We start from the raw sequence: 24,802 nt of genomic DNA on the forward strand, positions 1-24,802 counted from the left end.
TGTGGGGTGGGAGAGTAGGTCGCTGCCACGGTTTTTCTTGATAGGGGAGGGGAAGGGCTTGTCCTTTGGGGCGGGTTCTTTCCCTTCTTTTTTGTTGGGGTTGTTTGTGCGTTTGTGAATTGTGTTGGGGTTGTGGTTGGGGTTGTGGTTTCTGGGTTGGGGGATGGGAGAAGCCCTGGGGGGTCGAGGGCTACTGGGGGTTGGTGTGCGCTGTGGGTTCTTGGGTTGTGGTTGCTGTAGCGCGAGGGTTCTACGGCCAACCCGTTTTTCCCATTAGCTGAAGTGGTCGGGTGCCGGTTACTGCGTACCCCTTGGGGTCATTCGCTCTGGTCAGGGCGGGGTGGGTGGATGGTGCTGTGCCCGCACCGCACTTGGCGGATGAGCAGACCAGCGACCGTCTGGTAGTTCAGGGCCAAGTACGGCGACGGGCCACCCCCCAGGACTACTGATGTGTTCCAGAGATGCGTGTCCCCCGGACTGGTAAAAACCCCCGCCGTCTGAGGGCCGACCACCGCTCTACGGCCAACCCGCACCACTGAACCAGGCGCACGAGTGCACGTTTGCACCCCGCTGTGTCTGAGGGGGTTTGCGCCGTGCGGGTTCAACCAGGGGGGACGGGGCTTCAAGCACACCTCCTGGGGCTGAGGCGGCTGCACACTTGCACGCGCACACCCCCTGGGGTTGAGGGGGTTTGCGCCGTGCGGGTCACTACGGCGCAGGGGGAAGCATCAAACCCCCGGTGGCCGAGGTGGTTGGTGCGTGCGGGCTACTACCGCGCGCCTGGTGGTGGTCTGAGCCCGGTGTTCGGCAGCCATCGGCGGCCGCTACGCACCTTGTTCCGGCAGTATGAAAGAGCGCGAGGAACGCAGCCGGCCCACCCCCAGGACAACCGACGCGCTCCAGAAGAACGTGTCCCCAGCATTGGCGCACACACCAACGAGGGCACTCACGTGACCGTTTCCAGACCCCCAGGGTCTGAGGGGGCTGGCGCCGTGCGGCACGGTCGGGGTCCCTTCGGTGCGGGGCGCTGCCCGGGTGTGCCTCGCAGCAGCGCGTGGTGGAGCTTCCAGCCCCGAAGGGGCGCGGGTGGCCTTCGGGCCCTCTGGGGTGCAGGAGCAGGGCACGGTGGAGGTACTGACCCCTAAGGGGTGATGGGCACCTGCGGTGCTCAGTCCTCGTCGGCTTCAGGTGTGTCGATGAGCTGCCGCAGCAGCGCAACGAAGTCGTCCTCGCTCAACGTCGACCAGTCCACGTGCTCGTTCATGTTCAGCGGTCTCCCCAACTTCCACGTCCGTAAGCCTCTGTTCGGCGTATTGGTTGGAGAAGTCTGGGTTAACGGTTCGTTGACGCAGGTGGGAGAGGTGGCCAGATGAGGACGGAGTGGTTCAGACCCGCTGTTGGAGGGCGCCGCGGCACTCGGGGCAGCGGCAGCGCTTGTTGTAGCCGGTGACGCTGCCGTGGGGGAGTGAGGGGTCGCGCTGGCTCGTGAGTGTGGCGTCGAGCTGCTCGCCGAAGGGCTTGAGGACTCGCGCCGTCGAGAAGACCTGCTTGGGGCTGATGTCCAGCTCCTTGGCGGCGTCGTCGATGTGCTTACCCATGCGGAGTTTCGCGATCAGGCGTGACCGGGTGCTGGGTGGCATCTGGGCCTCCGCGTTCGCGATCAACTGCTCTGCGTCGTCAAGCGGGTAGCTCATGGGTTTCCTCTATGTGTGCGGGTACGCCCTCAAGCATCGTACGCGCTTTTCAACTGTGGGTTCGTGTTGCGGATGTGGTTACTTATCGTAACAAACCTTCGGTTTTGGCATTGAGGTCCGTCTCGTAATGCATCGAATCGGTCGCTCTTTTCTAGAAACTCATTGCTAGATGCTAGGTGTCGTGTTTCGCTGATAGACCCGACACTCTGCGTCATTGGATCAGTGCTATGACCAGCCCCACTGTTCGCCGACGGCGACTGTCCGCCGAACTCCGACGTCGCCGTGTCCAGGCGGGCATGACCCTCAACGACGTGGCGGAGGAGTTGGAGTGGTCGCCGGCCAAGCTGGGTCACATCGAGACGGGTATCCGCAAGTGGCCCTCGGTCATGGAGATCGCCGCGCTGCTGAGGTTGTACGGGGTCACCGGGGGACAGCGGGAGGCCATCCTGACGCTGGTTCGGGAGTCGCGCCTGCGGCCCTGGTGGACCGAGTACGAGGACGTGCTGTCGTCGGCCTACGTGGGGAACGAGGCCGGAGCGGTGTCGTTGAGGTCCTACGCGGGCATCCTGGTGCCTGATCTCCTCCAGACGCCGGACTACACGGCCGCCCTGGCTCGGCGCCTGGGGCACGGGGAGCGCGCGGCGGAGCGGATGGTGGCCGCGTACCTGAAACGCCAGGAGATCCTCGACTCCGGGTCCCTGGGGCACTACCACGCGGTCGTCGAGGAGGACGCCCTCCAACGCGTCTCGGGTGATCTGGGCCTGTTGCGCGGGCAGACGAGGAGGATCGTCGAGTTGGCCGCCGAGCCGCATGTGACGGTCCAGCTGCTGCCGACGTCCGCGGGACCCCATCCGGGGTTCGCGGGACCCTTCTCCATACTCGAGTTCGAGGAGGACGAGGCCGACCTCGCGTACGTGGACTCCACCCAGGGCGGAGGGATCGTCGAGGCTGAGGACGCGCTTCGTTCGTGCCGGAGGGTCTGGGAGGAACTCACCCGGATCGCGGCCTCCCCCCAGTCCACGGTCGGGATTCTGGGGCGCATGGCGCTGTTGACCTGACCGTGCGGAACCCCCTCAGGGCGGATCAGCGGAAGAAGACGGTGTGAATCCGTCCACCATGGCAGGGACCGCCCGCCATGGCTTGCTAGTCTGCTAGGTGACAACCTCATAAAGTTGCCCACGGGGCTCTCGTTCAGGGAGCCCGTGCGTACGACCGGTTTTCCAACAGTGAAAGGGTCCGGACAGTGAAGAAGATCATCGTTCTGGCGCTGGTGGCCCTCGGGGCTTTCGCCGTCTACCGCAAGATCCAGGCGGACCGCGCCGAGCTCGACCTGTGGACGGAAGCCACCGCGGCCAGCGAGAGCTGATCGCCCTTCGGCTCAGGGGCCGAGAGCTTTCCAGGTGACACGAAGACGTGGGTGGGCCGACAATCCCGTGGTGCGACCCACGGCTTTGTGCTGTGCGGCCCCGCGATGCGGGTATGCTCTCCAGGTGGCCTGGATGTTCCCGGGCCCGTTGGGGCCATAGCTCAGCTGGCAGAGCGCCGGTTTTGCATACCGGAGGTCAGGGGTTCGACTCCCCTTGGCTCCACCCCCGAAGCGGTCCTGTGCTTGGCACAGGGCCGCTTCGTCGTTTCCTCGCACGCGTGAGCACCCAGAGCGCGCAGGCGCGCCGCCCAGGCTCCTGGGGTTCCTCGCGGTCGCTCCCGTGGAGGGGGTCGACCTGCCGGTGGTGATCTTGTCGGCCTCAACGGTGACTCCGGAGACGCGGCGCCCATCAGGTCCTGGACGACCTTGACCGTGGGCCAACGGATGCCGCGAATCATGGACCGTGAGCCATTCGTGCCGAAATCCCGGTGCTGGGACCTTTGGTCACATTGGATGGGACGCTCCGGAACGGACTCGCGAAAAATTCCCCGAGGTTACTAAACGGTAGTTATGTATGCGTTCGTGTGGGAGTGAATTGGGGGACCTGTGTGGTTGCCCTGCACGTCTGTCCGGGGGGTCCGCATAGCCCGATCGGGTGGGTTCGGTGACAGCGTGTCCTGTTGGGGCACGCCTGTCGCAGTGGGGACTCTCGCCCATGGGATGGTGTGAAGTCGCAGGTCATCATGGTTTTCAGGGAATGGTCTGAGACCGACCTTTCATTGTGGTTGCGCGGGGGTGCTTGTATCACATGCGGTGACTCTCCGTGTGTGTATGATGACACTTCCTCAGGAGGCAATGGTCCTAGTGGGCCATATGAGAAATAGGCCTCTTGGGGCCTGTTGGTGAACTCCGGCGATCCGTAGTTTCGACACCAACGACAACGAGAAACACAGCGCGCCGAAACGACGACCCCCGAAGGCGAGCCGCGCGGCCCCCCGCCCGGCATCGTGCACCGTCCTCGCTTCGGTCCGCTGTTCCTCGTCCATCGGAAGGCCTGAGCCCTCCGGTGGGATTCGATCACCACACATGCTGATCTTGGGAGTGGGGCAACATGTGGAATGAGAAGATGGCGGCCCGAGCCAAGTGCCGCGAAATCGACCCTGACGCCCTGTTCGTTCAGGGTGCCGCGCAGAACCGCGCGAAGCTCATCTGCCGGGGATGCCCGGTGCGTACCCAGTGCCTCGCCGAGGCGCTGGACAGTCGGATCGAGTTCGGTGTCTGGGGAGGCATGACCGAACGCGAGCGCCGTGCCCTGCTGCGTCGGCGCAAGGACGTCACCAGCTGGTTCGACCTGCTCACCAACGCCGAGCGGCGCTACGAGGAGGAGCGGACCGAGCAGGAGCCCGCGCGTCCCGGGGTGCCCGTCACCGCGCGACAGTGAGGTGAGACCCGTCTGGGAGGGGAGCCCGGACGGATGACGGTCGGCCACGGGGATGCTCGCGCCAATCCGTGACGGCGACCGCGGCGGTGTGTGGCGCGTTCCGACCAAAGTCGATGCCGGTCTCCTCCCTTGGGGGGAGGACCGGATCAGGGGAGGATCAGGGACGCCCCCCATACCCGCACCGCGTGTGATGCCGCATCATGGAGGGGAGCGCGGTCATCCTCGTACGGCCGTGCTCACCGAGCACACTGGGAGTGGGGATGGCCGTGCAGAACCCTCAGAAGCCGCCGAGGCGGAACCCGTGGGATCAGAGCCCCGCCGTTCCCGAGCCGCACATACGGCTCACCCACGCTGACCGCGACGCCGTGGCCGAGGTGCTCCGCGAGGCGTACTCGCAGGGGCAGCTGGACGAGGACGAGTTCGGCGATCGGCTCGACCACGCCATGCGGGCCAAGGTCAGCGCGGACCTCGTACCGCTCACGGCCGACCTGGGGGTCCGCGTCTCGCCCGGCGGGACCGGGAACGCCCGCGGGGCCACCGGCCCGCAGCAGGGCAAGGGGGAGAAGGAGCCGCAGCTGACCACCGACAACCCGGTGGAGAAGGTCGGGGCGGCCGCCGGACACCTGTCCGCTTTCTTCCTGCCCTTCCTGGCCCCGCTGGTACTGCTGCTCATCGGCGGGGAGCTGTCGCCCTACCTGCGGCGACAGGCCATGGAGGCGCTCAACTTCCAACTCTTCTGCCTCGTCGGCGCGATCGCGAGCCTCCTGCTGGTCTGGCTGGTGCTACCGGCCCTCGTCCTGGTCGGTATCTTCCTCGGCTGGTTCATCCTGCCGATCATCGCCGCCGCCGGGGCCCTGATGGGCCGGAGCTGGAAGTACCCGCTGGTGTACCGCCTGATCAAGGACAACTGACCCGAACACGACTGAGGCCGCGCCGAGACCTCGACGCGGCTCACAGAACGCACCGGTCGGCGGGCCCCTCCCGGAGGGGCCCCGCCCTCACCGGGAGGGGGATGTCAGGTCCGGGACGTCAGTCCTTCTTGGCGGCGCGCACCGTCTCCTTCGCCTTGGCCTTGGTGGCCTTGGCGGTCTCGGTCGCGGTGTCGGCGGCGTCCGAGGCCTTCTCCTCCAGGTGCTCACGGGTCTCACGGACCTGCTCGCGAGCCTGGTCCAGGTGTTCCTGCCACTCGGCGTCCTGTGAGGCCTGGCGCATCCGGATGAGCGAGTACACGATCACGCCGCCGACCACGGCGGCGCCACCGATCAGCACCCCTCGAGGCACACGGCGGTTCCCGCGCCGGAGCAGCCGCAGCCCGCGGCGAGTCGGCTTCGGGTCGATCCGCTGCGCGGCCGTGGTCAGCAGCCCGGCCACCCTGGGCGCCACAGTGTCCTCGACACGGAGCGCGGCGGTCTCCAGCCGAGGAGCGGTCCATCCACGCGCCTGGAGGAGCCTGAGCGCCGCCTGGTCCCGTGCCTGGTCCGCGTACGGGCCGAAACGGTCGGCCTGCTCCTTGGCCAGGTCCTGCAAGCGGGCGAGGCTGGCCTCGGCCTCCTTGCGTGCCTTGCGACGCTTGGCAGTGATAGGCACGTCGTCAGCTCCTTCGATCGATCTCAGGTTCGTTGGGTTCCTCCACCCGGTGGCCGACGCGTGCGGCCCCCCGGGCGGCTTCCCGTCGTCCTTCCCCGTTATCCGGGTGTTATCTCAACATACGTCCTCTGCGTCTGTGATCTACGTTTCGACACCGTCAAGGGGCCGATCGGGTTCAGGCGAAACGCGGTGGACGGACGGGTAACGTGAGCACGTAAATCTCACTCGACCGAAAGGCACTGAGGTGTCGGACTCCACGGGTCAGCCCACCGCGCGGCTGAACACCTCCAAGGGAACCATCGTCGTCAAGCTCTTCGAGGAGCAGGCGCCGGAGACGGTCGCCAACTTCGTCGGGCTGGCCGACGGCTCCAAGCAGTGGGTGGACCCCAGCACGGGCAAGCCGTCCAACAGCAGCCTGTACGAGGGCACGGTCTTCCACCGCGTCATCGACGGCTTCATGATCCAGGGCGGGGACCCGCTGGGCACCGGTCGCGGCGGCCCCGGCTACAAGTTCGGGGACGAGATCCACCCGGACCTGAGCTTCGACCGTCCGTACCTGCTGGCCATGGCCAACGCGGGCCCGGGCACCAACGGTTCGCAGTTCTTCATCACCGTCGGTGAGCCGTACTGGCTCAACGGCCGTCACACCATCTTCGGCGAGGTCGTCGAGGGCAGTGACGTCGTCGACGAGATCACCAAGGTCTCGACCGACGCGCAGGACCGTCCCCACGAGGACGTGGTGATCAACAGCGTCGAGATCACCCGCTAGATCTGGAACCACAGCGGTGAGACCCAGAGGAGTGACGACCCACCCATGACCGCGTATCCCCCTCCGCCAGGAAGCCCGTCCGAACCCGGTTCCGAGCCGGGAACACCTCGTACCTGCTACCGGCACTCCGGCCGGGAGACCGGTGTCAGCTGCACCCGGTGCTCGCGGCCGATCTGCCCGGACTGCATGGTCGAGGCGTCTGTCGGGTTCCAGTGCCCCGAGTGCGTGGCGGAGGGGAACCGGAGCGTGCGGTCCGCACGGACCACCTTCGGCGGCCGGGTCGTCCAGAAGCCCTATGTGACCTGGACGATCCTGGCGCTGATGGCGGTGGGCTTCCTCGTTCAGCTGGGCACCTCCGACCCGGTCGGCCAGGCCGGGCGGTCACCGTTGGTCGTCGAGTTCGGCATGCACGGCTTCGCCGCGATCCTGCAATTCGAGTGGTACCGGCTGATCACCGCGGCCTTCCTGCACGGCGGTGTCATGCACCTGCTGTTCAACGGCTACGCGATGTATCTCCTGGGGCAGCAGTTGGAACGCTGGCTCGGGCACGGCCGGTTCATCGCTCTGTGGGTCACGGGCGCCCTGGCCGGGTCCGTCATGAGCGCGCTCTTCGCTCCCGGTCAGCTCTCGGTGGGCGCCTCCGGCGCGATCTTCGCCCTCTTCGGGGCGGTCTTCGTGATCGGCCGGCGCCTCCGGCTGGACATGCGGATGATCCTGGTCCTGCTGGCGCTCAACCTGGGCATCACGTTCCTGGTCCCCGGCATCTCCTGGACGGCGCACATTGGCGGTCTCGTGGCGGGGCTGGCTCTCGGCGCGGTCTTCGCCCACCTGCCGTCCGGTTCGTCGGGTCGGGAGGGACGGCGGACCCTGACGCACACGGTCCTCGTGGCGGCCTTCGTGGTCCTGCTGATCGTGCTGTTGTTCCTGGCGCCGTCGCTCTGGTTCTCGGTGCTGTCCGTCTGAGCCGACTCGGTCGGCACCAGAAGGCCCCCGGAGGATGTGAAGTCCTCCGGGGGTCTTCTGGTGCCAGGGCGCTCCGCCCCGGGACGCCGGTGGTCGGTTCCGTTTCCGGGCATGCGAACAGAGCTACCCACAGCCTGTGGATAACCCTGTGGAAAACCTGATCAAGGCAGGTGGAACGCCCACGGGGGACGTTGGCGCCGTTGTCGGACCGCTCGGGTCAGGGGGTGCCGCGCGGTGCGCGACGGGGGGTCAGTGCCAGCGCGTGGACAGGATGACGGCCATGATGATCCCGCTGAAGCCGATCAGCAGGTTCCAGTTGTGCCAGTCCTGCATGTAGGGCACCTGGGAACCCGCGATGTAGTAGACCGCGATCCAGAGAATGCCCAGGATGAAGAACCCCAGCATCGTCGGCACGAGCCAACGCGGACTGACCTTCGGCTTCTCTTTGGAAGGAGGCGGCGTGTAGACAGCCTTCTTCTTGCGGTCGTTGCGGGACTTGGGCACGGTCGTTGCTCCAAGGATTAGCGGCGGTTCGGAACGAACACAGTCTACGGGTCGGGTGGGGCGCACGTCACTGGAGGATGGTTCCAATAGCCCAACGCCTCGGGCTCCGGGAGCGCACACGACGGCGGGCGGGGCTCCTCGGAGCACCCGCCCGCCGTCGTGTCAGCCTCGTCCTAGTCCCTCCGGAAGACGAAGTCGTCCCCCGGGCCCGGGAAGTCCGGGAAGGTCGGGCCGTCGGACTCCCCGGGATCGGTGGGCTCGCCCGGGTCCGTGGGCTCCTCGGGGTCGGTGGGCTGTTCGGCCGGGGCCACCGCCAGCGTCACGGTCACCGTGCTCCCCGTGTTCACGTTCTGCCCGGCGGAGGGCGACTGGCTGATGACGGTGCCCTCCGGGGCGTCGCCGTTCTCCTGCTCCTGGAAGTCACCGCTGAGCCCGGCGGAGCTGAGCGCGTTCTCCGCCTGCTCGCGCGTCATCCTCTGGAGGTCGGGCACACCCACCTGGTCGGGACCGGAGGAGATGATCAGCGTGATCTCCTCGGAGGGGTCGGCGTCCGTGCCGGAGTCAGGCTCGGTTCCCACCGCGTTGCCCTCGGCGATGCTGTCGTTCGCCCTGCGGTCGGTGGCGACGTTCTCGAAGCCCGCGTCGTTGAGCGTCGACAGCGCGTCGGCCTCCGACTGGTTCTCCACGTTCGGGACCTCCACGGCCCCGGGGCCGGAGGAGACGTAGACGACGATGGAGGTGGTGGCCTCGATCTCCGATCCGGCCGAGGGGTCGGTCTCGATGACCGTCCCCTCCTCGATCTCGTCGTCGGCCCTCTGCTCGGAGCGGAAGTTCTCGAACCCGTCCTCGGTGAGCTCGGCCTCCGCCTCCGGCAGTGTGCTCCCGGCCAGGTCGGGAACGGCCATCGTCGGGACGTCCTCCGTGCTGTTCTGGTTCATCAGGAAGAACACCAGGATGATCGAGCCGATCACGCCCAGGGCCAGCAGGGCCCACAGAGCCGCCCTGCCCCCGCCGCGCTTCTTCTCGTCCCGGTAGTCGTCGTAGTCGTCATCGTCGTAGTCGTCGTACCGGTCGTCGCCGGCGGGCGGCATCGCGGTGGTCGCACCGGCCGCGGCCATCGCCATGGTGCCCGCCTGGGTGGGCATCCCGGCCAGACCGCGCTGGATGTCCGCGCGCATCTCGGCGGCGTTCTGGTAGCGCTCCTCGCGGTCCTTGGTCATCGCGCGGAGGGTGACGTCCTCCAGCCACTCCGGGATCTGCCCGTCCAGATCGGACGGCGGCACCGGGTCCTCGCGGACGTGCTGGTAGGCGATCGAGACGGGGGAGTCGCCGGTGAACGGCGGCCGGTTGGTGAGCAGCTCGTAGAGCACACAGCCGGTCGAGTAGATGTCGCTGCGCGGGTCGACCCGCTCGCCGCGCGCCTGCTCGGGGGAGAGGTACTGCGCGGTGCCGATGACCTGGGAGGTCTGGGTCATCGTCGCCTGGTTGTCGTCCATCGACCGGGCGATGCCGAAGTCCATCACCTTGACTTCGGCGTTCTTGGTCAGCATCACGTTGGCGGGCTTGATGTCCCGGTGGACGATCCCGTTGTCGTGGCTGTACTCCAGGGCCTTGAGGATGCCGTCCACCAGCTCCGCCGAACGCTCCGGCAGCAGCTTGCGGTCGTCGTCCAGGAGCTCCTTGAGCGTGCGCCCGTCCACGAACTCCATGACGATGTACGGGAGGGAGACCCCGTCGACCATGTCCTCACCGGTGTCGTACACCGCGATGATCGCCGGGTGGTTCAGGGACGCCGCCGACTGCGCCTCCCTGCGGAAGCGCGCCTGGAAGACGTGGTCTCGTGCCAGGTCGTGGCGGAGCGTCTTGATGGCGACGAGCCGGTCGAGCCGGAGGTCGCGTGCGCGGTGTACCTCGGCCATGCCACCGCGCCCGACCACCGTGTCGAGTTCGTAGCGGCCGCCGAGAAGCCGGGGCTGGGACATGTCGTGCACTCATCCTCGTGTCATCCGGAAGCCGCCCGAGGGCCGCCGCCTACCCTGATCGTCTCTGGCTCGTTCCCTCTTCACGGAGGATTGTTGCCACCGCCCGATCCGGGCGGGGGTTCGTTGCCCCCGCCTTCGCCGTCGCCGGGGGTCTCCGGGTCGGGTGCCGGTTCGTCGGTGCCGGGATCCTCCTCGGACCCGTCGCTCTCGTCGTCCTCGGGGAGGGTCGGCTCCTCCTCGCCCTCATCGGGCAGGGGGCTCTCCGTCTCCTCCCAGCCGCCGGGATCGGGCGTCCAGTGCGGCGTGTCGTCCACCGGCACATGGGGCTCGATCTCCTCGTCCTCGTCCTCGTCCTCACTGGGGGTGGGCGAGGGGGAGACCTCGGAGGTCGGGGGCTTCGTGCTGTCGTTGACATTCTGGGTGTCGCGGTCCGGGCTGAAGACGAACCCCGCCACGGCCGCGGCCACGATCAGGATGGTCGCGGCCACCGCGGCCAACACCACGGGGGTCCGGATGCGTCGCTCCGTGCCCGAACCCTCGGCCAGACTAGCCGAATCGCCGCCCTGAACAGGGGTTACGGCCGACTGCCCGGCGGTTCGCCGCACGGTTCCGGACGGTCCGGTACGGGGACCGCCGTCCGGCACGGAACCGACCACCATCGTCTGCGCCATGCCGTGGAAACCGGTGGACGGGGTGGGCGGCCCGGTGCCCGCGTTGGAGCGGATGACCGCGGCCAGGTGCGCGACCTCGCCCGCGGAGGAGGGGCGGTCCTCCGGGTCCTTCTGCAACATCGAGAAGACCAGCTCGTCGATGTCGGCGGGAACGTACTCGGGCAGCTCGGGCGGATCGTCGCGGGTGTGCGCGAGCGCCAGGGCGACCGGGCTGTCCCCGGTGAACGGGGGCGTCCCCGCAAGGCACTCGTAGGCCACCACGCCGAGCGCGTACACGTCGGAGGCGGCACTCGCGGGCCGCCCCGACGCCTGCTCGGGCGAAATGTACTGGGCGGTGCCCATGACCATGCCGGTCTGGGTCAGGGTCACCGAGGTGTTGCCCCGGGCGATACCGAAGTCGGTCAGCTTGAGCTGGCCGTCCTCGGTCACCAGGAGGTTGCCCGGCTTGATGTCGCGGTGCACCACACCGCGGGCGTGCGCCGCGGCGAGCGCCTTGGCCGCCTGGCACACGAAGTCCAGGGTCTGGTCGGAGCTGAGTTGGCCCTGCTCGCGCAGGACCTGCGAGAGCGGCTCGCTGACCACGAGTTCCATGATCAGGAACGCGCGGCCCTCCTCCTCGCCGTAGTCGAAGACCTGGGCGATGCCCGGGTGGGACAGACCGGCGGTGATCCTGCCCTCCGTCCGGAAGCGCTCTCGTGCCGTCGGCTCGGCCATCTGGGCCGGGTGCAGCAGCTTCACCGCGACGGAACGGTTGAGCAGTGTGTCGGTCGCCCGCCACACGGTGCCCATACCGCCGGAGCCGATCTGCTCCTCCAGGCGGTAACGGTTGCTCAGAACGGCCCCGGCCAGTCCACCGGGGCCGTTATGGGAAGACGGCTCGTAGGCGCTCACTACTGGACCACTGCCTCCATCATCTGGCGGGCGATCGGCGCGGCGAGTTCGCCACCGCTGCCGCCGCCGTGCTCGATCACCACGGCGACCGCGACCTGCGGGTCGTCCGCGGGTGCGAATCCGATGAACCAGTTGTGCGTTCCGTTCTCACCGCCGGTCTCGGCGGTACCGGTCTTGCCCGCGACGTCGATGCCCCGGATGGCGCCGTTGGTGCCGGACCCGTCCGGGCCGGTCACCAGGACCATCATGTCCGTGAGGGTGGACGCCGTGCTGGCGCTCATCGCCTGGCTGTGGATCTCGGGAGTGGTCTGGGTGACCACCGAGCGGTCCGCGTCGCGCACGGAGTCGACCAGGTACGGGTGCATGACCTCGCCGGAGTTGGCCACACCGGCGGCGACCATGGCCATCTGGAGCGGCGTCGCCTCGACGTTGGACTGCCCGATGCCCGCGCGCCCCAGGATGTTGCGGTCGTCCTCGACCGGCGCCAGGCTCGGCACGACGTCCATGGGCACAGTGAGCGTGTCGCGCTCGTCGGGCGTCTTGGAGAAGCCGAACGCCGAGGCCTGGTCCGCCAGGGCCTCCCCGCCCATCTCGATCGCCCAGTTGGCCATCGAGGTGTTGCAGGAGATCTGGATGGAGTGGGCCAGGGTGTCCGGCTGCCCGCCGTTGCAGGTGCCGCCCGGCGTCGCGTTGGGTAGCGAGTGCCCCAGCTCCAGGACGTCCGGGGCGTCCATGGTGCTGTCGGGGCCGGCGTCCAGGTGCTCGATGGCGGCGGCGGCCGTCACGATCTTGAACGTCGAACCCGGAGGGTAGCGCTCGCGCAGCGCCCGGTTGAGCAGCGGCTGGTTGGGGTCGTTCTCCAGAGCCACGTAGTTCTCGTTGGCCTCGGTGACGTCGGTGATGCTGGAGACGTCGTTGCCGTCGTAGGACGGGTAGGAGACCGAACCGAGGATGGCCCCGGTGCTCGGGTCCAGGGCCACGGCGGAGCCGTTCTTGCCCAGCGCCTCGAAGCCCCGGTAACCGGCCTCCTGCACAGCCGGGTCGATGGTCAGCTCGATCCGCGCGCCCTCGGGCTCGCGGCCGGTGATGATGTCGCGGAAGTTGCGCACGGCGAGACGGTCGTCGCTGCCGTCCAGCAGCGCGTTCTCCGTGTACTCGATCCCCGAGGCGCCGAACCGGCGGAACGAGCCGACGACGGGGGTGTACATGCTGCCGCCGACGTACTCGCGCTGGTAGCGGGCCGGGTCACCCTCCTCCGAGATGTTCGTGGAGGAGGCGACGTTCTCGTCACCGATCACGATCGGTCCGCGCTGCTCGCTGAGGCGCTCGGTGTACTGGCGCGCGTTCAGCGGGTCGTCGCGGATGGCCTCGGCCTGGAACCCCTGGATGTAGGTCAGCTGGACCATCAGGGCGGCGAACAGGATCATCGAGAAGACGCTGAGGCGTCGGATGGGTGTGTTCATCGCTGGATCACCTGTGTGGCCCCCTCGTCCTGGATGGCCTGCGGCGCCGGGCGCCGCGCGTTGTCGCTCATCCGGAGCAACAGGCCGATCATCAACCAGCTGGCCATGAGGGCGGAACCACCCGCGGCCATGAAGGGCGTGGTCATACCGGTCAGGGGGATGAGCCGGGTCAGGCCGCCGAGCACCACGAACACCTGGAAGCACATGACGAAGGCCAGGCCGCTCGCGAGCATCTTGACGAACAGCTCACGGGAGGCCAGAGCGATGCGCATGCCCCGCTCCACCAGGATGAAGATGACGATCAGGATCGCCATGAGGCCGGTCAGCCCCAGGTCCTCCGAGAGGGAGGCCAGGATGAAGTCGCTGTCCGCGGCGAAGATGTTGTGGGCCTGGCCGCCGCCCATGCCGGTGCCGAACAGTCCGCCGTACGCCATGCCGATCTGGCCCTGGACCAGCTGCATGCTGCCGCCCAGACGGTCGTAGACCTCCTGGTCGAAGGCGTTGAACCAGATGTCGACGCGCTGGCGGAAGTGCCAGAAGAGCTGGAAGGCGAGCGCGGCCGCCCCGAGGAACACGGTCAGGCCGATGATCACCCAGGAGGAGCGCTGCGTGGCGACGTACAGCATCGCCAGGAAGGTGCCGAAGAGCAGCAGCGAGGTGCCGAGGTCCTTGGTGATGACCAGCAGACCGATCGCCGCGACCCAGCCGACGACCATCGGCATGAAGTCACGGGCGCGCGGCAGGTCAAGGATCTTGAACCGGCCGATCTTCACCTGCCGGGCCGCCAACGACAGCACCTGCCGTTTGGTGACCAGGTAGGACGCCAGGAAGATCACCAGGGCGATCTTGGCGAACTCGGAGGGCTGGATGGTTCGGCCCGCGATGCCGATCCACCGCCGGGCGCCGTACTCGGAGACGCCCAGACCCGGGATCATCGGCAGGGCGATGAGGATCAGTGCGGCCAGCGCGCTGATGTAGGTGTAGCGCTGGAGGACCCGCGGCTCCTTGAGGAAGAACAGCAGGGCGATGCACATCACCATGCCGACCGCGGTCCAGATCAGCTGCATGCCGACGCCCGCGTGCTCGATCTCGCCGGAGTCCGCGGCGTCCAGACGCCAGATCATCGCGACGCCGATGCCGTTGAGGAAGAGCGCGCACGGAAGGATGAGGGGGTCGGCGTAGGGCGCGATGAAGCGCAGTGCCACGTGGGTGGCGAGCGCCAGGGCTCCGAAGATGAGGCCGTAGCCCCACATGGCGCCGGGGACCTGGCCGTTGAGGTTCAGACCCGAGATCGCCATCGCACCCATGGTGATGAGGATGGTGATCCCGATCAGGACCAGTTCCGCGTTGCGGCGCTGGATCGGGGGGAGTGCCGTGGGCGCCTCGGGCGCGGTGGTACTCACAGGGTCACCCCGATTCCTCGGTCTCGGTCTCCCTGTTGGCGCCGCCCGTCGTGGAACCGTTCGAGGCGGCGCCGTCGGCGGCCTCCTCCAGCTCCCCGACGACGCGGGTGGCGTCGGCACGGTCGTCGACCGTGATGGTGTTCCTGACCAGTTCCTGGTCGGCCTCGGAGAGCGACCCCACCTGGAGATCGGTCGTCTCGACCTCGTCGGAGAGGCTGATGCCCGCGATGTCGGTGTCGATGCCCTGGTAGACGCTGACCGTCTCCCCGTTCGGGGACAGGCCCACGTAGAACTGGCTCTCCACGTACTGGCGGCCGAAGTAGTAACCGCCGCCCGCGATCAGGGCCACCACCACGATGAAGACCACGATGATCGGCCACCAGCTGCGCGTGCGGTACTCGGGCTCGGCGTCCCGGCCACGCGAGGGCGGCGCGTCGTAGTCGTCGTGGGTGTCGTACGAGCGCTCCTCGTAGGGGGCGCCGTAGGCGGGGTCCTGGTTCTGGGCGTTCTCCCGGACCGGGTCGAGTTCGGCGGTGTCGCCGCCGGCGCCGCGCAGCTCCTGCGCCCGTCTGGCGGGGCTGGTCTCGTTCGGCCCCGTCGACTCGTCGCGCTGGTCGGCCGCGCCCACCGTGTGGGAGACGTTGGTCGGACCCTCGCGGTCGGTGTCCGTCTCGATGACGTCCGCGACGACCGCGGTGATGTTGTCCGGGCCGCCGCCGCGGATGGCCAGCTCGATCAGCTTCTTGGCGGCCCCGCGCGGGTCGGTCTCCGCGACGAGCGTCTCGTGGATGGTCTTCTTGCTGACGACGCCGGACAGGCCGTCGGAGCAGAGCAGGTAGCGGTCGCCGACCTTCGCCTTGCTGATGGAGATGTCGGGGTCGACCGGGGTCTTGCCGTCCAGCGCGCGCAGGATCAGCGACCTCTGCGGGTGGGTGGCGACCTCCTCCTCGGTGATCTTGCCCTCGTCGACGAGGGTCTGCACCAGGGTGTGGTCGTGGGTGATCTGCTCGAAGCGCGGACCGCGCAGCAGGTAGGCGCGGGAGTCGCCGATGTGGATCAGGGCGACCTGGGAACCCGACCACAGCATGGCGGTCAGGGTCGTGCCCATGTTCTCCAGCTGGGGTTCCTGCCGGATGCGGATGGCGAGCGACTCGTTGGCCCGCTCGACCGCGCGCTGGAGGACCTCGGCCATCTCCTCGGACCTGGGGTCGTCCTGGGTGTCGAGCTGGCGGATGGACGAGATGGCGATGGAGCTGGCCACCTCACCGCCCGCGTAACCGCCCATGCCGTCGGCTACCGCGAGGAGGTGTTGGCCGGCGTAGCCGGAGTCTTCGTTGCCTTCGCGGAGGCATCCAACGTCGGAGTACGCCGCGTATCGGAGAGCGATTGTCATTTGCGCAGTTCCAGGACGGTTTTGCCGATACGGATGGGCTGACCCACCGTGATGGGCTGGGGGCGGTTCAGCTTCTGCTGGCCGAGGTAGGTGCCGTTGGTGGAGTTCAGGTCCTCGACGAACCAGCGGCCGCTTTCGGAGTAGACGCGCGCGTGGCGGCCCGAGGCGTAGTCATCGGTGATGACCAGTGTCGAGTCCGGGGCGCGGCCGATGAGGATGGGCTGTGAGGACAGGTTGACCGTGGTTCCCGTCAACGGGCCCTGGGTCACGGCCAGGACCGTGGGCTCGTTGCGGCGGGGACGCTGCGGTCGGTCCTGGGACGACGACGCGGCGCGGCGCGGGGCCGGACGCGACGAGGAGGAGCGGGGTTTCTTCTTCCCGGGCTTCTTCTTCGACTGGCCGAAGAGGTCCGTGCGGATGACGCCGACCGCCATGAGGACGAACAGCCAAAGCACCGCGAGGTACGCGATCTTGATCAATATGAGGGTCAAGTTGGACATCGAACTGCTCTTCAGCCCCTGTCGTGCTTCGGCCGGGGTGGCGGTCATCGGCGCCGCCACCGTTTCTGCCCCACCTTCGAGTCGGTGAGTCTGGGTCGCTGGTCCGCGGCCCAGCCGGGCGCGGCCATTCTCCCCGATCGGTCAGGTCATCGCGGAGACTACCCGCCCGGCCGGAGTTCCGACACAGGTCCATACCAGGCCGGGCTCGGACAACGACCTTTCAGACGCCGAATCGGGGCGGTTGGTTGCGGTCCGGTTCGGCCGGATCGTCCGACTGATCGGGGCCGGGTGGTCAGTCCCGGCGGAAGGTCATCGTGGTACGGCCCAGGCTGATCCGGGTCCCGTCCACCAGCCTGGCCTGCCTGACCTGCTGTCCGTTGACGAAGGTCCCGTTCGTGGACCCCTTGTCCTCCAGGATGACCTCTTCGCCGTCGACCCGGATCTCCACATGGTGACGTGAGACACCGTTGTCCACCAGGCGCAGGTCGCAGTCGGTGCCGCGCCCCAGCAGGGTGACCGGTGTGGTCAGCTCGAAGGACTGCTGCATGCCCTGGCTGGCGATGTTGCCCTCGGCGGTCGCGCCGCCCGGGGAGATCAGCAGTCGGGGGCGGCCGGTCTGGCGCGGTCCCCCGCCCGGGCCCGGGTCGCCCACGGGCTGACGGACCTCTCCGTCCTTGACCATCGTTCCTCGGACGACGCCCGAGCGGATGCGGAAGCGACCCGTCTTCAGACCCTCGTCCGACCTGAACTGCACCCGCACCGGACCGACGAACGAGTAGCCCTGTTCGGTGGCGTAGTCGCGGGCCAGCTTGGACAGTTCCTGGCCGAGGCTGTCGGCGTAGACTTCCAGGCGCTCCTTGTCACTGGCCGAAAGCTCGACGATGAAGTCGTTCGGAACCAGTGTGCGTCCCTGGGCGACGATCGCCGCGCGCTCGTCCATTTCACGCTGGACCGCGCTCGCGACCTCGACCGGCTGGAGCTCAGACTTGAAGGCCATCGCGAAGGTGCCTTCGATCATGCCCTCAAGCCTGCGCTCGAAGCGTTGGAGCACTCCCACGAGGTACCTCCCTTGTACTCCACTCCGTATGTGTAGACGATCGTAACCGGGCCCGGGTGTCCCTGGTTTCAGGCGCACCCCCGTCGGGAGGCTCCGGGAGCCCTGATCCGGGTCCGCGACAAACGGTGTGCAACCCGCCTTGAAGCCGTGCTAGCCTTATTCATGTCGCCAGGGGGAACAGGAAAAAAGCCCGGATCACCTGGCAACACAACTTCATGAGTCACACCAGCGCGGGTGGCGGAACGGTAGACGCGCACGGTTCAGGTCCGTGTGTCCGAAAGGATGTGAGGGTTCAAATCCCTCCTCGCGCACCAGACGAAGACGACCCCGGTCGTTGGCCTCAGGCCAGCTTCCGGGGTCGTTTTGTTGTGCCCTGTGGGGGACGACGCTCCGCGCCCCCGGTGTGCCACTCGGCCTCCGGCCCTCCGGCTTCCGGTACGACCGTGGATGGGCCGGTCCTGGCCCTCCGTGTGGCGGGGCACTCCGGCCCACGGCTGGGTCCTGCGCCTGGTCAGGCCTGTGGGTTGGTCCTCCGTTGGAGTCGGTCTCCGATTTTGGCAGTTCTGTCGGGACTTCGGGCGTGGCGCGGCTTTCGGCTGCCGCTGAGTACGGGATTCGGGTTGCCCCAACGGGTCGGGGTTGCCCACTAACGATCTTCGATCGTTAGGTCCGGGGGCCGTATGCGGACACCGAGGGTGGCGGGTTCCGGGGGTCATCCACGCGAATGGGACACTCCGGGCGTGGGAATCATCGAGAGACTTCACGACATCGGGCGGCCGCTGGTCGCCGAACAGCTCGCGCATCCGACGGTCTCCGGGATCGCCCGGGGTGACCTCGACGAACGGGCCTTCCGGTACTGGCTGGAGCAGGACCACCTGTACCTGTTGGACTACGCCCGGGCCTTCTCCCGGCTTGCCTGGCAGGCGCCGGACGGCCACCTCGCCGACCTGGTCGGGATCGCGCACAGCACCCTGACCGAGGAACTGGAGCTGCACCGCTCCCTGTCCGGGGAGTTCGGCGCGGACCTGGAGACCAAGGAGAAGGGCGCCGCCTGCGAGGCCTACACGTCCTGGCTCCTGGACGCGGCCGCCGACTACCGGGACGGGCTGGCGGCCGTCTACCCGTGTATGTGGGGCTACAACACACTGGGGCTCGAACTGGCCCGGGCCAGGCCGCAGGACCCCAGGTACCAGCGGTGGATCGACACGTACGCCGATCCGGCCTTCACCGATCTGACCCGCAGGTACGGGCGCATGCTGGAGGAGGCGCGACCCGATCCGGCGAGGGCGGAGCGCTTCTTCCTGGAGGGCATGCGCCACGAGGTGGCCTTCTGGGACACCCCCTACGCGTAGACGTGGAGGGGCGGACCGGGTCCGCCCCTCCGTGGTTCCACTCGTCGAGGACCGTGGTCCTACGGGTTGAGGACCGTGTGGACCTCTTCGAAGCGCTCGATCTCGCAACCGTCGCGCTTGTTGAACTCGGTGTCGATGTCGGTGCCGTTCACGTGCCCGGTGACGCGGACGACCTCGGGGCCGCCGATCTGCATCGTGCACATGGAGTCGCTGGTGTCGAGGGTGAAGGGTTCGGTCCCGACGTCCTCGATCTCCGCGCAGGCGGCCTCGGGGTCGGGGTGGTCACCGCCCGCGGGGGCACAGGTGAGCGTCCACTCGTCCTCCTCGAACCCCTCCTCGGGGGTCAGGGCGTCCTCTTCGGACAGGGAGCGTTCGATCACGAGTTCCACTTCGGCGGTCTCGTCGGGGGCTGTCTGGTCGGGAGCCGGCGCGTTCACCTCGGTGGGCTCGTTGCCGCAGGCCGTGATGAGCAGGCCAAGAGCTGCGAGTGCGGCGAGGCGGGTCGGCAGGGCCGTTGCGAAGGTGTGCTTACGCATACTGGTTGGACGGAGGGCCCGGTTCCCGGGTTCCACCGTTTTTTCGATTTTCGGAACACACTCGACACAGGGGGTCACCAACATGTTCGGTGAGCAGGTCGCCGAGGTCCTCGTCAACGACGTGCCTGAGGGCGCCTACCTTCTCGACGTCCGCGAGGACGACGAGTGGAGGGCGGGCCACGCGCCCGGCGCCGCGCACATCCCGCTGCGGACGCTGGGGGAGCGCGCGGGCGAGGTGCCCAAGGACCGCAGGGTCTACGTGGTCTGCCGGGTGGGCGGCCGTTCGGCCCAGGCGACGATGGCGCTCAACCAGGCCGGTTGGGACGCGGTCAACGTCGCCGGGGGCATGCAGGCCTGGCAGCACGCCGCCCGTGACATGGCGGCCGAGGGTGAGGGTGAGCCCACAGTCATCTAGTGGTCACGCTGTGAAGCGGCGGTCGTCGAATTTGGTCGGATTGTGCGAAGCCCCGCCACGCGGAGCCCCACGAATGGCACTATGACGACGTGAGTTCCGACCGCGCGCCCCTCAGTGCCGAAGCCGTGCTGGCGTCCTCGGCGGACGCGGTCATCGGCATCGACGACCGGCTGCGGGTCACCGTCTGGAACCCGGCGGCCGAGCGGATGTTCGGCTGGCCCGCCGCCGAGGTGCTCGGCGGCGAGCTGCCGATCATCCCCAAGGAACTGCGGCCGGAACACGGCGCGGTGCTGGAACAGGTGCGCAACGGGACGCCGTTGACGATCTTCACCCGTCGCATGGGCAGGGACGGCGCCGCCGTCGACGTGCGGGTCAGCACCGGTTGCGTGCGGGACGAACACGGGAACCACGCCGGGTGGGTGCTGGTGCTCTACCCGAGCGAGAAGGAGGTCCAGGCGCAGACCTCCGCCATGGAGCGCGCCCGCCTGGTGCGACGGCTGACCGACGTGGTCGCCGACATCAACGCGGACCTCAGCCTCAAGTCGGTCCTGGACCGCATCATCAGCAGCCTCACCGAGCTGACCGGTGCCGACGCGGGCGGGTTCGTCCTGCTCAACGAGAACCGGGTGGAGCTGGTCAGCCTCACCCACCTGTCGGAGGAGCTGTACGGGGTCAGCGCGCCCCTGGAGTCGAGCCTGTTCGGTGAACTCCTGCGCAGCGGCAAGTCCGTGCTCCTGGCCAACAGCGCCACCCGCAGCCTGGAGGACCTGGTCTGGGCCGACCTGCCCGGCCTGCACACCATCGCCCTGTGCGTGTCCAACGTGCAGGGCCGCCCCTACGGAGCCCTGTACGCGCTGTACAGCGAGCGCAGGGTCGGGCACGTGGAGCTGGAGCTCCTGGAACTGCTGGCGGAGCACGCCGGGGTGGCCATAGGCAACGCGATGGCCTACGAGGAGCTCAAGCTCCAGCGGGCCAGGGAGCAGGCGGTGTCGGACTCCAGCGCGGACGGGATCGCGGTGCTGGACTCCACCGGCAAGGTCCGCAAGTGGAACCGGTCGGCCGCGGAGCTGACCGGCTACTCGTTCGAGGAGATGGAGGGCCGGCACCCGCCCTTCCCGATACCGGCCGCGCACGGTGAGCCCGTCAAGCACAAGAACGAGGGCGGCCGGTGGCTGGAGATCCTCATGGCGCGCATCCCGGACACCGACGAGTGGGTGGTGGACTTCCGCGACATCACCGCGCAGAAGGCGCTGGAGGAGGAACGGGAGTTCTTCCTGGCCAGCACGGGGCACGAGCTGCGCACACCCGTGACGGTGATCCAGGGGTACGCGGCGCTGCTGTCCCGCAAGGGTGAACGGCTGGGCCCGGAGGGCCGCCAGGAGGCGAGCGAGATCATCCTCGACCGCGCCCGTGCGCTGGCCAAGCTGGTGGAGCGGCTGCGGTTGGGGTCGGACGTGGCCAGCGGCGAGATGACCGTGGACAAGGTCCCCTTCGACCTCGTCGAGCTGTTGGGTCAGTCCGTGACGGCCTTCCGTCCCCTGGCCGAGCGCCAGGAGCTGATCCTGGACTCCGGCGGGACCCTGTGGACGGTGGGCGACCCGCTGGTCACGGGGATGGTGATCGACCAGCTGCTGGAGAACTCGCTGAAGTTCACGCCCAGCGGCGGGACCGTGCGGGTCACGGTCCAGGAGGACGAGGACATCGTCACCATCCACGTGGACGACGAGGGGATCGGGATCGACCCCGGTGACGAGGAACGGATCTTCGAGCGCTTCTTCCAGAGCGGCGAACGGGGCGACCGCCGGGGGTACAGCGGGCTCGGGATCGGTCTGTACATCGTGCGCCAGCTGGTGCGGGAACAGGGCGGGGAGGTGACCGCGCACCGGATGGAGAACGGTACGCGGATGCGGGTCACCCTGCCCCGGCACCGGGGCGAGGACGCCGAGCTCGGCGTCCTGGTGTCCGAAACGCCGAGGAGCAGGGAGGAGCCGGAGGTTTCCCCGGCAAAGGCGTAGAACGGACACGGCGACACACAGAAAACAACAAAAACCTCAACGGCCCCGCAAGCCCTGTCACGTCGGAGTTGTACAGGGCCGTGACCGGGATCGTCCCCGCGGATTCGCCCACGGGCTGGTTTCCCCTGCAGGGGATCGGGGCATTTCCACCCCTGGTGGAATTCGCTGGCACACTTCGGGCGAGTTCCGGACCGACCGAGAAGCACGAACTCGCGGGGACGAAAGCTGTGTCAGGAGACAACGCCGCACACGACGACGGGGGCCACGACGCGCCTCGGCAGGTCGAGCGAAGCGTCATCCTTCCCTACGTTCCCGAGAGCGTCACCGGGGCCAGACAGGCGCTCTGCGCCGACCTGCGCGCCCTGGGCATCAGGGTGGACCGGATCGACGACGCGGCCCTGATCCTCAGCGAACTGGTCAGCAATGCCCTCAGACACGCCAGCGCCCTTCCGGACGACACGGTGGGTGTGTGCTGGCGGGCCGAGATCGACCCGGAGGGTCCAACGGCGGACTGGTTGGAGATCTCGGTGCGCGACGGTGGCTCCACCACCATGCCCCGCGTGTCCCGCCCCTCGCTTTCGGGTCTGGGCGGGCGCGGCCTGGGCATCGTGCAGTCCCTGGCGGGCCGCTGGGGTACCGAGATGGACGCGACGACGACCACGGTCTGGGCGGTGCTGGAGATCGCCGAGGAAGCGGGCGACACCGTCGCGGCGGCGCCCGCCTCGGACGAGGGATGCGCCCGGTCGTACGCGGCCGACGTGGTCGAGCTCGACCTGGGTGTCCGCGAGGGCCAACCCGCCTGGAGTGTCCTGCCCTGACCCGGAATCGCCGGTCTGATCCGCTTTGAGCTGGGCTTTCGGTGGTTCCGAGCGGAGAACGTGACCGATGTAGCGAAACGCCGCCAACGAGGTGGCCCGGCCCCGGCGTGGACGCTACAGTCACGACCGTGGAGTTGAAGATATCAAGCCGATCTCAGGATGACGTCGCAGTGGTAACCGTGGGTGGTGAGATCGATCTGTACACGGCACCCCAGTTGCGCACCGAACTCGTCGAGTCCCTCGCCCTGGGGGCACGGCGCCTGGTCGTCGACATGTCGAGGGCGGAGTTCTGCGACTCGACGGGGATCAGCGTCCTGCTCTCCGCGATGAAGCGCTCCCGTGACCGGGGCGGGGACCTGGAACTCGTGGCGCCCAAGCCCGCGGTCATGAAGGTCCTTCAGGTCACCGGTCTGGACGAGGTCTTCGTGATCCACCCGGACGTCGACGCGTCGCTGGTGGCCGCGGGAACCGGCTCGGCGCAGTAGTCGGGTGTCCGTGGTACGAGGACGGCCCGAAGAGCCGACGGACGCGGCGGTCGCCGTGGTGATCGCCGCCAAGAACGAGGACGACCGCATCGGCGCCACCATCGTGGCCGCCCACACGCTGCCGGGTGTCGACCTGGTCGTGGTGGTCGACGACGGTTCCACCGACCGCACCGCGGACCTCGCCCTCGAGGCGGGGGCCAGGGTGCTCAGGCACAGCCGCAACCGGGGCAAGGGCGCCGCAATGGAGACGGGCGCCGAGGGTGTGCGCCTGACGGAGGAGCGTGAGGCGGCGGAGGGGGCCATCCGTGCCCCGCGCCACCTGCTCTTCCTCGACGCCGACCTCGGGGAGACCGCCAAGGACGCGGCACCCCTGGTGGAACCGGTGCTCGAGGGAACCTCGGACATGACCATCGCGCTGTTCCCGGCCACCCGGCTGCGTCTGGGCGGGCACGGGTTCGTGGTCCGCCTGGCCCGGGAGGGCGTGCGCAGGAGCACCGGGTGGGAGCCCGAGCAGCCGCTGAACGGACAGCGCTGCATGAGCCGGGCGGCCTTCGAGGCGGCGCGCCCCCTCGCCCCGGGGTTCGGGGTGGAGACCGGACTGACCATCGACGTCCTGCACGCGGGCTTCCGCGTCATGGAGGTCGCGGTCCCGCTCGAACACCGCGCGACCGGCACGGACCTGCGCGCCCAACTGCACCGCGCGCACCAGTTCGTGGACGTCGCACGTGCCCTGACCGCCCGTGAACTGCGGCCGGCGCTGCGCCGGACCTGGCAGGGAGTGACGGCGAGGAGCACCGGCGACGGGCGTGAACACATCCGAAAAAGCGGGCACATTACTCGCAAAAATCGCCAAGAGTGACCCCATGGGCGCGATGCGTAGGGATACGCTCGCGCTGTGTTCACTACCTTCATCGCATCCATCGCACTGTTCGCCGGGCTTTCCGGGCTCGCCCTCGGTGTGTACGCGCTGTACCGGACCCGCCAGGTCCGCGGTGAGTACCAGGTCCTGGCCCAACGCGCCCTCGCGGTCAACGCCTCGGGGGCCGACCCCAGGGCAGTCCGCGACGTGGCCGTCCTGCACTACGACGCCCTGGAGGAGATGTCGGGCGCCCGCTCGTTCTCCCTGGCCATGCTCAACAGCCACGGTGACGGAGTGGTCGTCACGTCCATCAACGGGCGCACCGAGACCCGCACCTACGCCAAGGCCGTCACCAGGGGCGAGGCCGACCACCTGCTCAGCCCCGAGGAGTACCGGGTGATCCGCTCGGCGCGCCTGGGCAACGGGATCGGGGCCACGTTGCCCGACCCCGCACCGGCCGGACCCGCCGGTCCGTCCGCCGACGAACCCGACGAGGACGCGGAAGCCCTGGTCACGGTGGTGCGGGGGGCCGACGTGAAGGAGAGCGGCGACGGGGACGCCGACACCTCGCCCGAGGGCGGTGGGGGAACCCATGGTCCTCCGGCGCCCCGCCCGGGGAAGTGACCACCCCGGGGCCA

Annotated in this window: 24 protein-coding genes and 2 tRNA genes; 15 read left to right on the forward strand and 11 right to left on the reverse strand. The window is 68.4% G+C overall.

Annotation, left to right across the window (positions count from 1 at the left end; all coding sequences use genetic code 11):
• Positions 1 to 1,385: 1,385 nt before the first annotated feature.
• On the reverse strand, positions 1,386 to 1,694 hold the full coding sequence (locus tag KBX21_RS19335; RefSeq protein WP_017546622.1) for a hypothetical protein: 309 nt from the start codon (positions 1,692 to 1,694) through the stop codon (positions 1,386 to 1,388).
• 227 nt (positions 1,695 to 1,921) lie between these two features.
• Between KBX21_RS19335 and KBX21_RS19340 the strand changes: the two genes are divergently transcribed.
• The 5 genes from KBX21_RS19340 to KBX21_RS19360 all read left to right on the forward strand — a co-directional run bounded on the left by KBX21_RS19340 (position 1,922) and on the right by KBX21_RS19360 (position 5,412).
• Entirely contained in the window at positions 1,922 to 2,752 is an 831-nt protein-coding gene (locus KBX21_RS19340) for a helix-turn-helix transcriptional regulator (protein WP_210842807.1), read from the forward strand.
• Positions 2,753 to 2,937: 185 nt separating this feature from the next.
• Positions 2,938 to 3,060, forward strand: a complete 123-nt coding sequence (locus KBX21_RS19345) for a DLW-39 family protein (RefSeq protein WP_014912962.1) — start codon at positions 2,938 to 2,940, stop codon at positions 3,058 to 3,060.
• 150 nt (positions 3,061 to 3,210) lie between these two features.
• Positions 3,211 to 3,283: transfer RNA gene (locus tag KBX21_RS19350), tRNA-Ala, on the forward strand.
• Positions 3,284 to 4,171: 888 nt separating this feature from the next.
• Complete coding sequence (locus KBX21_RS19355; RefSeq protein ID WP_049572951.1) at positions 4,172 to 4,501, forward strand: WhiB family transcriptional regulator; 330 nt, start codon at positions 4,172 to 4,174, stop codon at positions 4,499 to 4,501.
• A 260-nt stretch (positions 4,502 to 4,761) separates the two neighbouring features.
• Positions 4,762 to 5,412 carry a DUF1707 and DUF4870 domain-containing protein gene (locus tag KBX21_RS19360; RefSeq protein ID WP_082206469.1) on the forward strand — a complete coding sequence of 217 codons (651 nt, stop codon included), beginning with the start codon at positions 4,762 to 4,764 and terminating at the stop codon, positions 5,410 to 5,412.
• A gap of 118 nt (positions 5,413 to 5,530) precedes the next feature.
• On the opposite strand, the gene KBX21_RS19365 is transcribed toward KBX21_RS19360, so the two are convergent.
• Entirely contained in the window at positions 5,531 to 6,088 is a 558-nt protein-coding gene (locus KBX21_RS19365; protein WP_049572949.1) for a hypothetical protein, read from the reverse strand.
• A 244-nt stretch (positions 6,089 to 6,332) separates the two neighbouring features.
• Here KBX21_RS19365 and KBX21_RS19370 point away from each other — a divergent pair, with 244 nt between their 5' ends.
• Together KBX21_RS19370 and KBX21_RS19375 are read left to right on the forward strand one after the other, a co-directional pair.
• Positions 6,333 to 6,857: a peptidylprolyl isomerase gene (locus KBX21_RS19370; protein WP_049572946.1), complete on the forward strand. Its 525-nt coding sequence runs from the start codon at positions 6,333 to 6,335 to the stop codon at positions 6,855 to 6,857.
• A 246-nt stretch (positions 6,858 to 7,103) separates the two neighbouring features.
• Entirely contained in the window at positions 7,104 to 7,820 is a 717-nt protein-coding gene (locus KBX21_RS19375; protein WP_307869240.1) for a rhomboid family intramembrane serine protease, read from the forward strand.
• A gap of 249 nt (positions 7,821 to 8,069) precedes the next feature.
• Here the strand turns inward: KBX21_RS19375 and KBX21_RS19380 are convergent, their stop codons facing one another.
• The 8 genes from KBX21_RS19380 to KBX21_RS19415 all read right to left on the reverse strand — a co-directional run bounded on the left by KBX21_RS19380 (position 8,070) and on the right by KBX21_RS19415 (position 17,678).
• A complete protein-coding gene (locus KBX21_RS19380; RefSeq protein WP_049572940.1) occupies positions 8,070 to 8,324 on the reverse strand; it encodes a cell division protein CrgA in 255 nt (84 codons plus the stop codon).
• Positions 8,325 to 8,497: 173 nt separating this feature from the next.
• Positions 8,498 to 10,306 (reverse strand): Stk1 family PASTA domain-containing Ser/Thr kinase, encoded by a 1,809-nt coding sequence (gene pknB / locus KBX21_RS19385; RefSeq protein ID WP_049572937.1) that lies wholly within the window; start codon positions 10,304 to 10,306, stop codon positions 8,498 to 8,500.
• 80 nt (positions 10,307 to 10,386) lie between these two features.
• Complete coding sequence (locus tag KBX21_RS19390) at positions 10,387 to 11,868, reverse strand: serine/threonine-protein kinase (RefSeq protein ID WP_049572934.1); 1,482 nt, start codon at positions 11,866 to 11,868, stop codon at positions 10,387 to 10,389.
• On the reverse strand, positions 11,868 to 13,331 hold the full coding sequence (locus KBX21_RS19395; RefSeq protein WP_210842811.1) for a penicillin-binding protein 2: 1,464 nt from the start codon (positions 13,329 to 13,331) through the stop codon (positions 11,868 to 11,870). Before KBX21_RS19395 ends, KBX21_RS19390 begins: the two co-directional genes overlap by 1 nt.
• Positions 13,328 to 14,734 (reverse strand): FtsW/RodA/SpoVE family cell cycle protein, encoded by a 1,407-nt coding sequence (locus KBX21_RS19400; RefSeq protein ID WP_017546633.1) that lies wholly within the window; start codon positions 14,732 to 14,734, stop codon positions 13,328 to 13,330. The genes KBX21_RS19395 and KBX21_RS19400 overlap by 4 nt, the downstream gene beginning before the upstream one ends.
• A 4-nt stretch (positions 14,735 to 14,738) precedes the next feature.
• Positions 14,739 to 16,127 (reverse strand): Stp1/IreP family PP2C-type Ser/Thr phosphatase, encoded by a 1,389-nt coding sequence (locus KBX21_RS19405; protein ID WP_049572928.1) that lies wholly within the window; start codon positions 16,125 to 16,127, stop codon positions 14,739 to 14,741.
• A complete protein-coding gene (locus KBX21_RS19410; RefSeq protein WP_082206467.1) occupies positions 16,124 to 16,675 on the reverse strand; it encodes an FHA domain-containing protein in 552 nt (183 codons plus the stop codon). The genes KBX21_RS19405 and KBX21_RS19410 overlap by 4 nt, the downstream gene beginning before the upstream one ends.
• A gap of 244 nt (positions 16,676 to 16,919) precedes the next feature.
• On the reverse strand, positions 16,920 to 17,678 hold the full coding sequence (locus tag KBX21_RS19415) for a DUF3662 and FHA domain-containing protein (protein ID WP_082206478.1): 759 nt from the start codon (positions 17,676 to 17,678) through the stop codon (positions 16,920 to 16,922).
• A 234-nt stretch (positions 17,679 to 17,912) separates the two neighbouring features.
• Between KBX21_RS19415 and KBX21_RS19420 the strand changes: the two genes are divergently transcribed.
• Both KBX21_RS19420 and KBX21_RS19425 read left to right on the forward strand, forming a co-directional pair.
• Positions 17,913 to 17,998 (forward strand) — tRNA-Leu (locus KBX21_RS19420).
• 426 nt (positions 17,999 to 18,424) lie between these two features.
• Positions 18,425 to 19,036 carry a TenA family protein gene (locus KBX21_RS19425; protein WP_210842813.1) on the forward strand — a complete coding sequence of 204 codons (612 nt, stop codon included), beginning with the start codon at positions 18,425 to 18,427 and terminating at the stop codon, positions 19,034 to 19,036.
• 59 nt (positions 19,037 to 19,095) lie between these two features.
• Here the strand turns inward: KBX21_RS19425 and KBX21_RS19430 are convergent, their stop codons facing one another.
• Positions 19,096 to 19,572, reverse strand: a complete 477-nt coding sequence (locus tag KBX21_RS19430) for an SSI family serine proteinase inhibitor (RefSeq protein ID WP_210842815.1) — start codon at positions 19,570 to 19,572, stop codon at positions 19,096 to 19,098.
• Between the two features lie 82 nt (positions 19,573 to 19,654).
• Here KBX21_RS19430 and KBX21_RS19435 point away from each other — a divergent pair, with 82 nt between their 5' ends.
• The 6 genes from KBX21_RS19435 to KBX21_RS19460 all read left to right on the forward strand — a co-directional run bounded on the left by KBX21_RS19435 (position 19,655) and on the right by KBX21_RS19460 (position 24,788).
• The gene (locus KBX21_RS19435; protein WP_049572918.1) at positions 19,655 to 19,987 is read left to right on the forward strand and encodes a rhodanese-like domain-containing protein; all 333 of its coding nucleotides are present in this window, start codon (positions 19,655 to 19,657) and stop codon (positions 19,985 to 19,987) included.
• Between the two features lie 89 nt (positions 19,988 to 20,076).
• Positions 20,077 to 22,002, forward strand: coding sequence for a PAS domain S-box protein (locus tag KBX21_RS19440; protein WP_210842817.1), 1,926 nt, complete (start codon positions 20,077 to 20,079; stop codon positions 22,000 to 22,002).
• Between the two features lie 227 nt (positions 22,003 to 22,229).
• A complete protein-coding gene (locus KBX21_RS19445; RefSeq protein ID WP_049572911.1) occupies positions 22,230 to 22,820 on the forward strand; it encodes an ATP-binding protein in 591 nt (196 codons plus the stop codon).
• A 128-nt stretch (positions 22,821 to 22,948) separates the two neighbouring features.
• The gene (locus tag KBX21_RS19450) at positions 22,949 to 23,305 is read left to right on the forward strand and encodes an STAS domain-containing protein (RefSeq protein ID WP_199776580.1); all 357 of its coding nucleotides are present in this window, start codon (positions 22,949 to 22,951) and stop codon (positions 23,303 to 23,305) included.
• Between the two features lie 4 nt (positions 23,306 to 23,309).
• Positions 23,310 to 24,164 (forward strand): glycosyltransferase, encoded by an 855-nt coding sequence (locus KBX21_RS19455; protein ID WP_210842819.1) that lies wholly within the window; start codon positions 23,310 to 23,312, stop codon positions 24,162 to 24,164.
• 36 nt (positions 24,165 to 24,200) lie between these two features.
• Positions 24,201 to 24,788, forward strand: coding sequence for a DUF4446 family protein (locus KBX21_RS19460; protein WP_210842821.1), 588 nt, complete (start codon positions 24,201 to 24,203; stop codon positions 24,786 to 24,788).
• Positions 24,789 to 24,802: the final 14 nt, after the last annotated feature.

It is taken from the genome of Nocardiopsis sp. B62 (assembly GCF_018070675.1).
GTDB classification, from domain to species: domain Bacteria; phylum Actinomycetota; class Actinomycetes; order Streptosporangiales; family Streptosporangiaceae; genus Nocardiopsis; species Nocardiopsis prasina.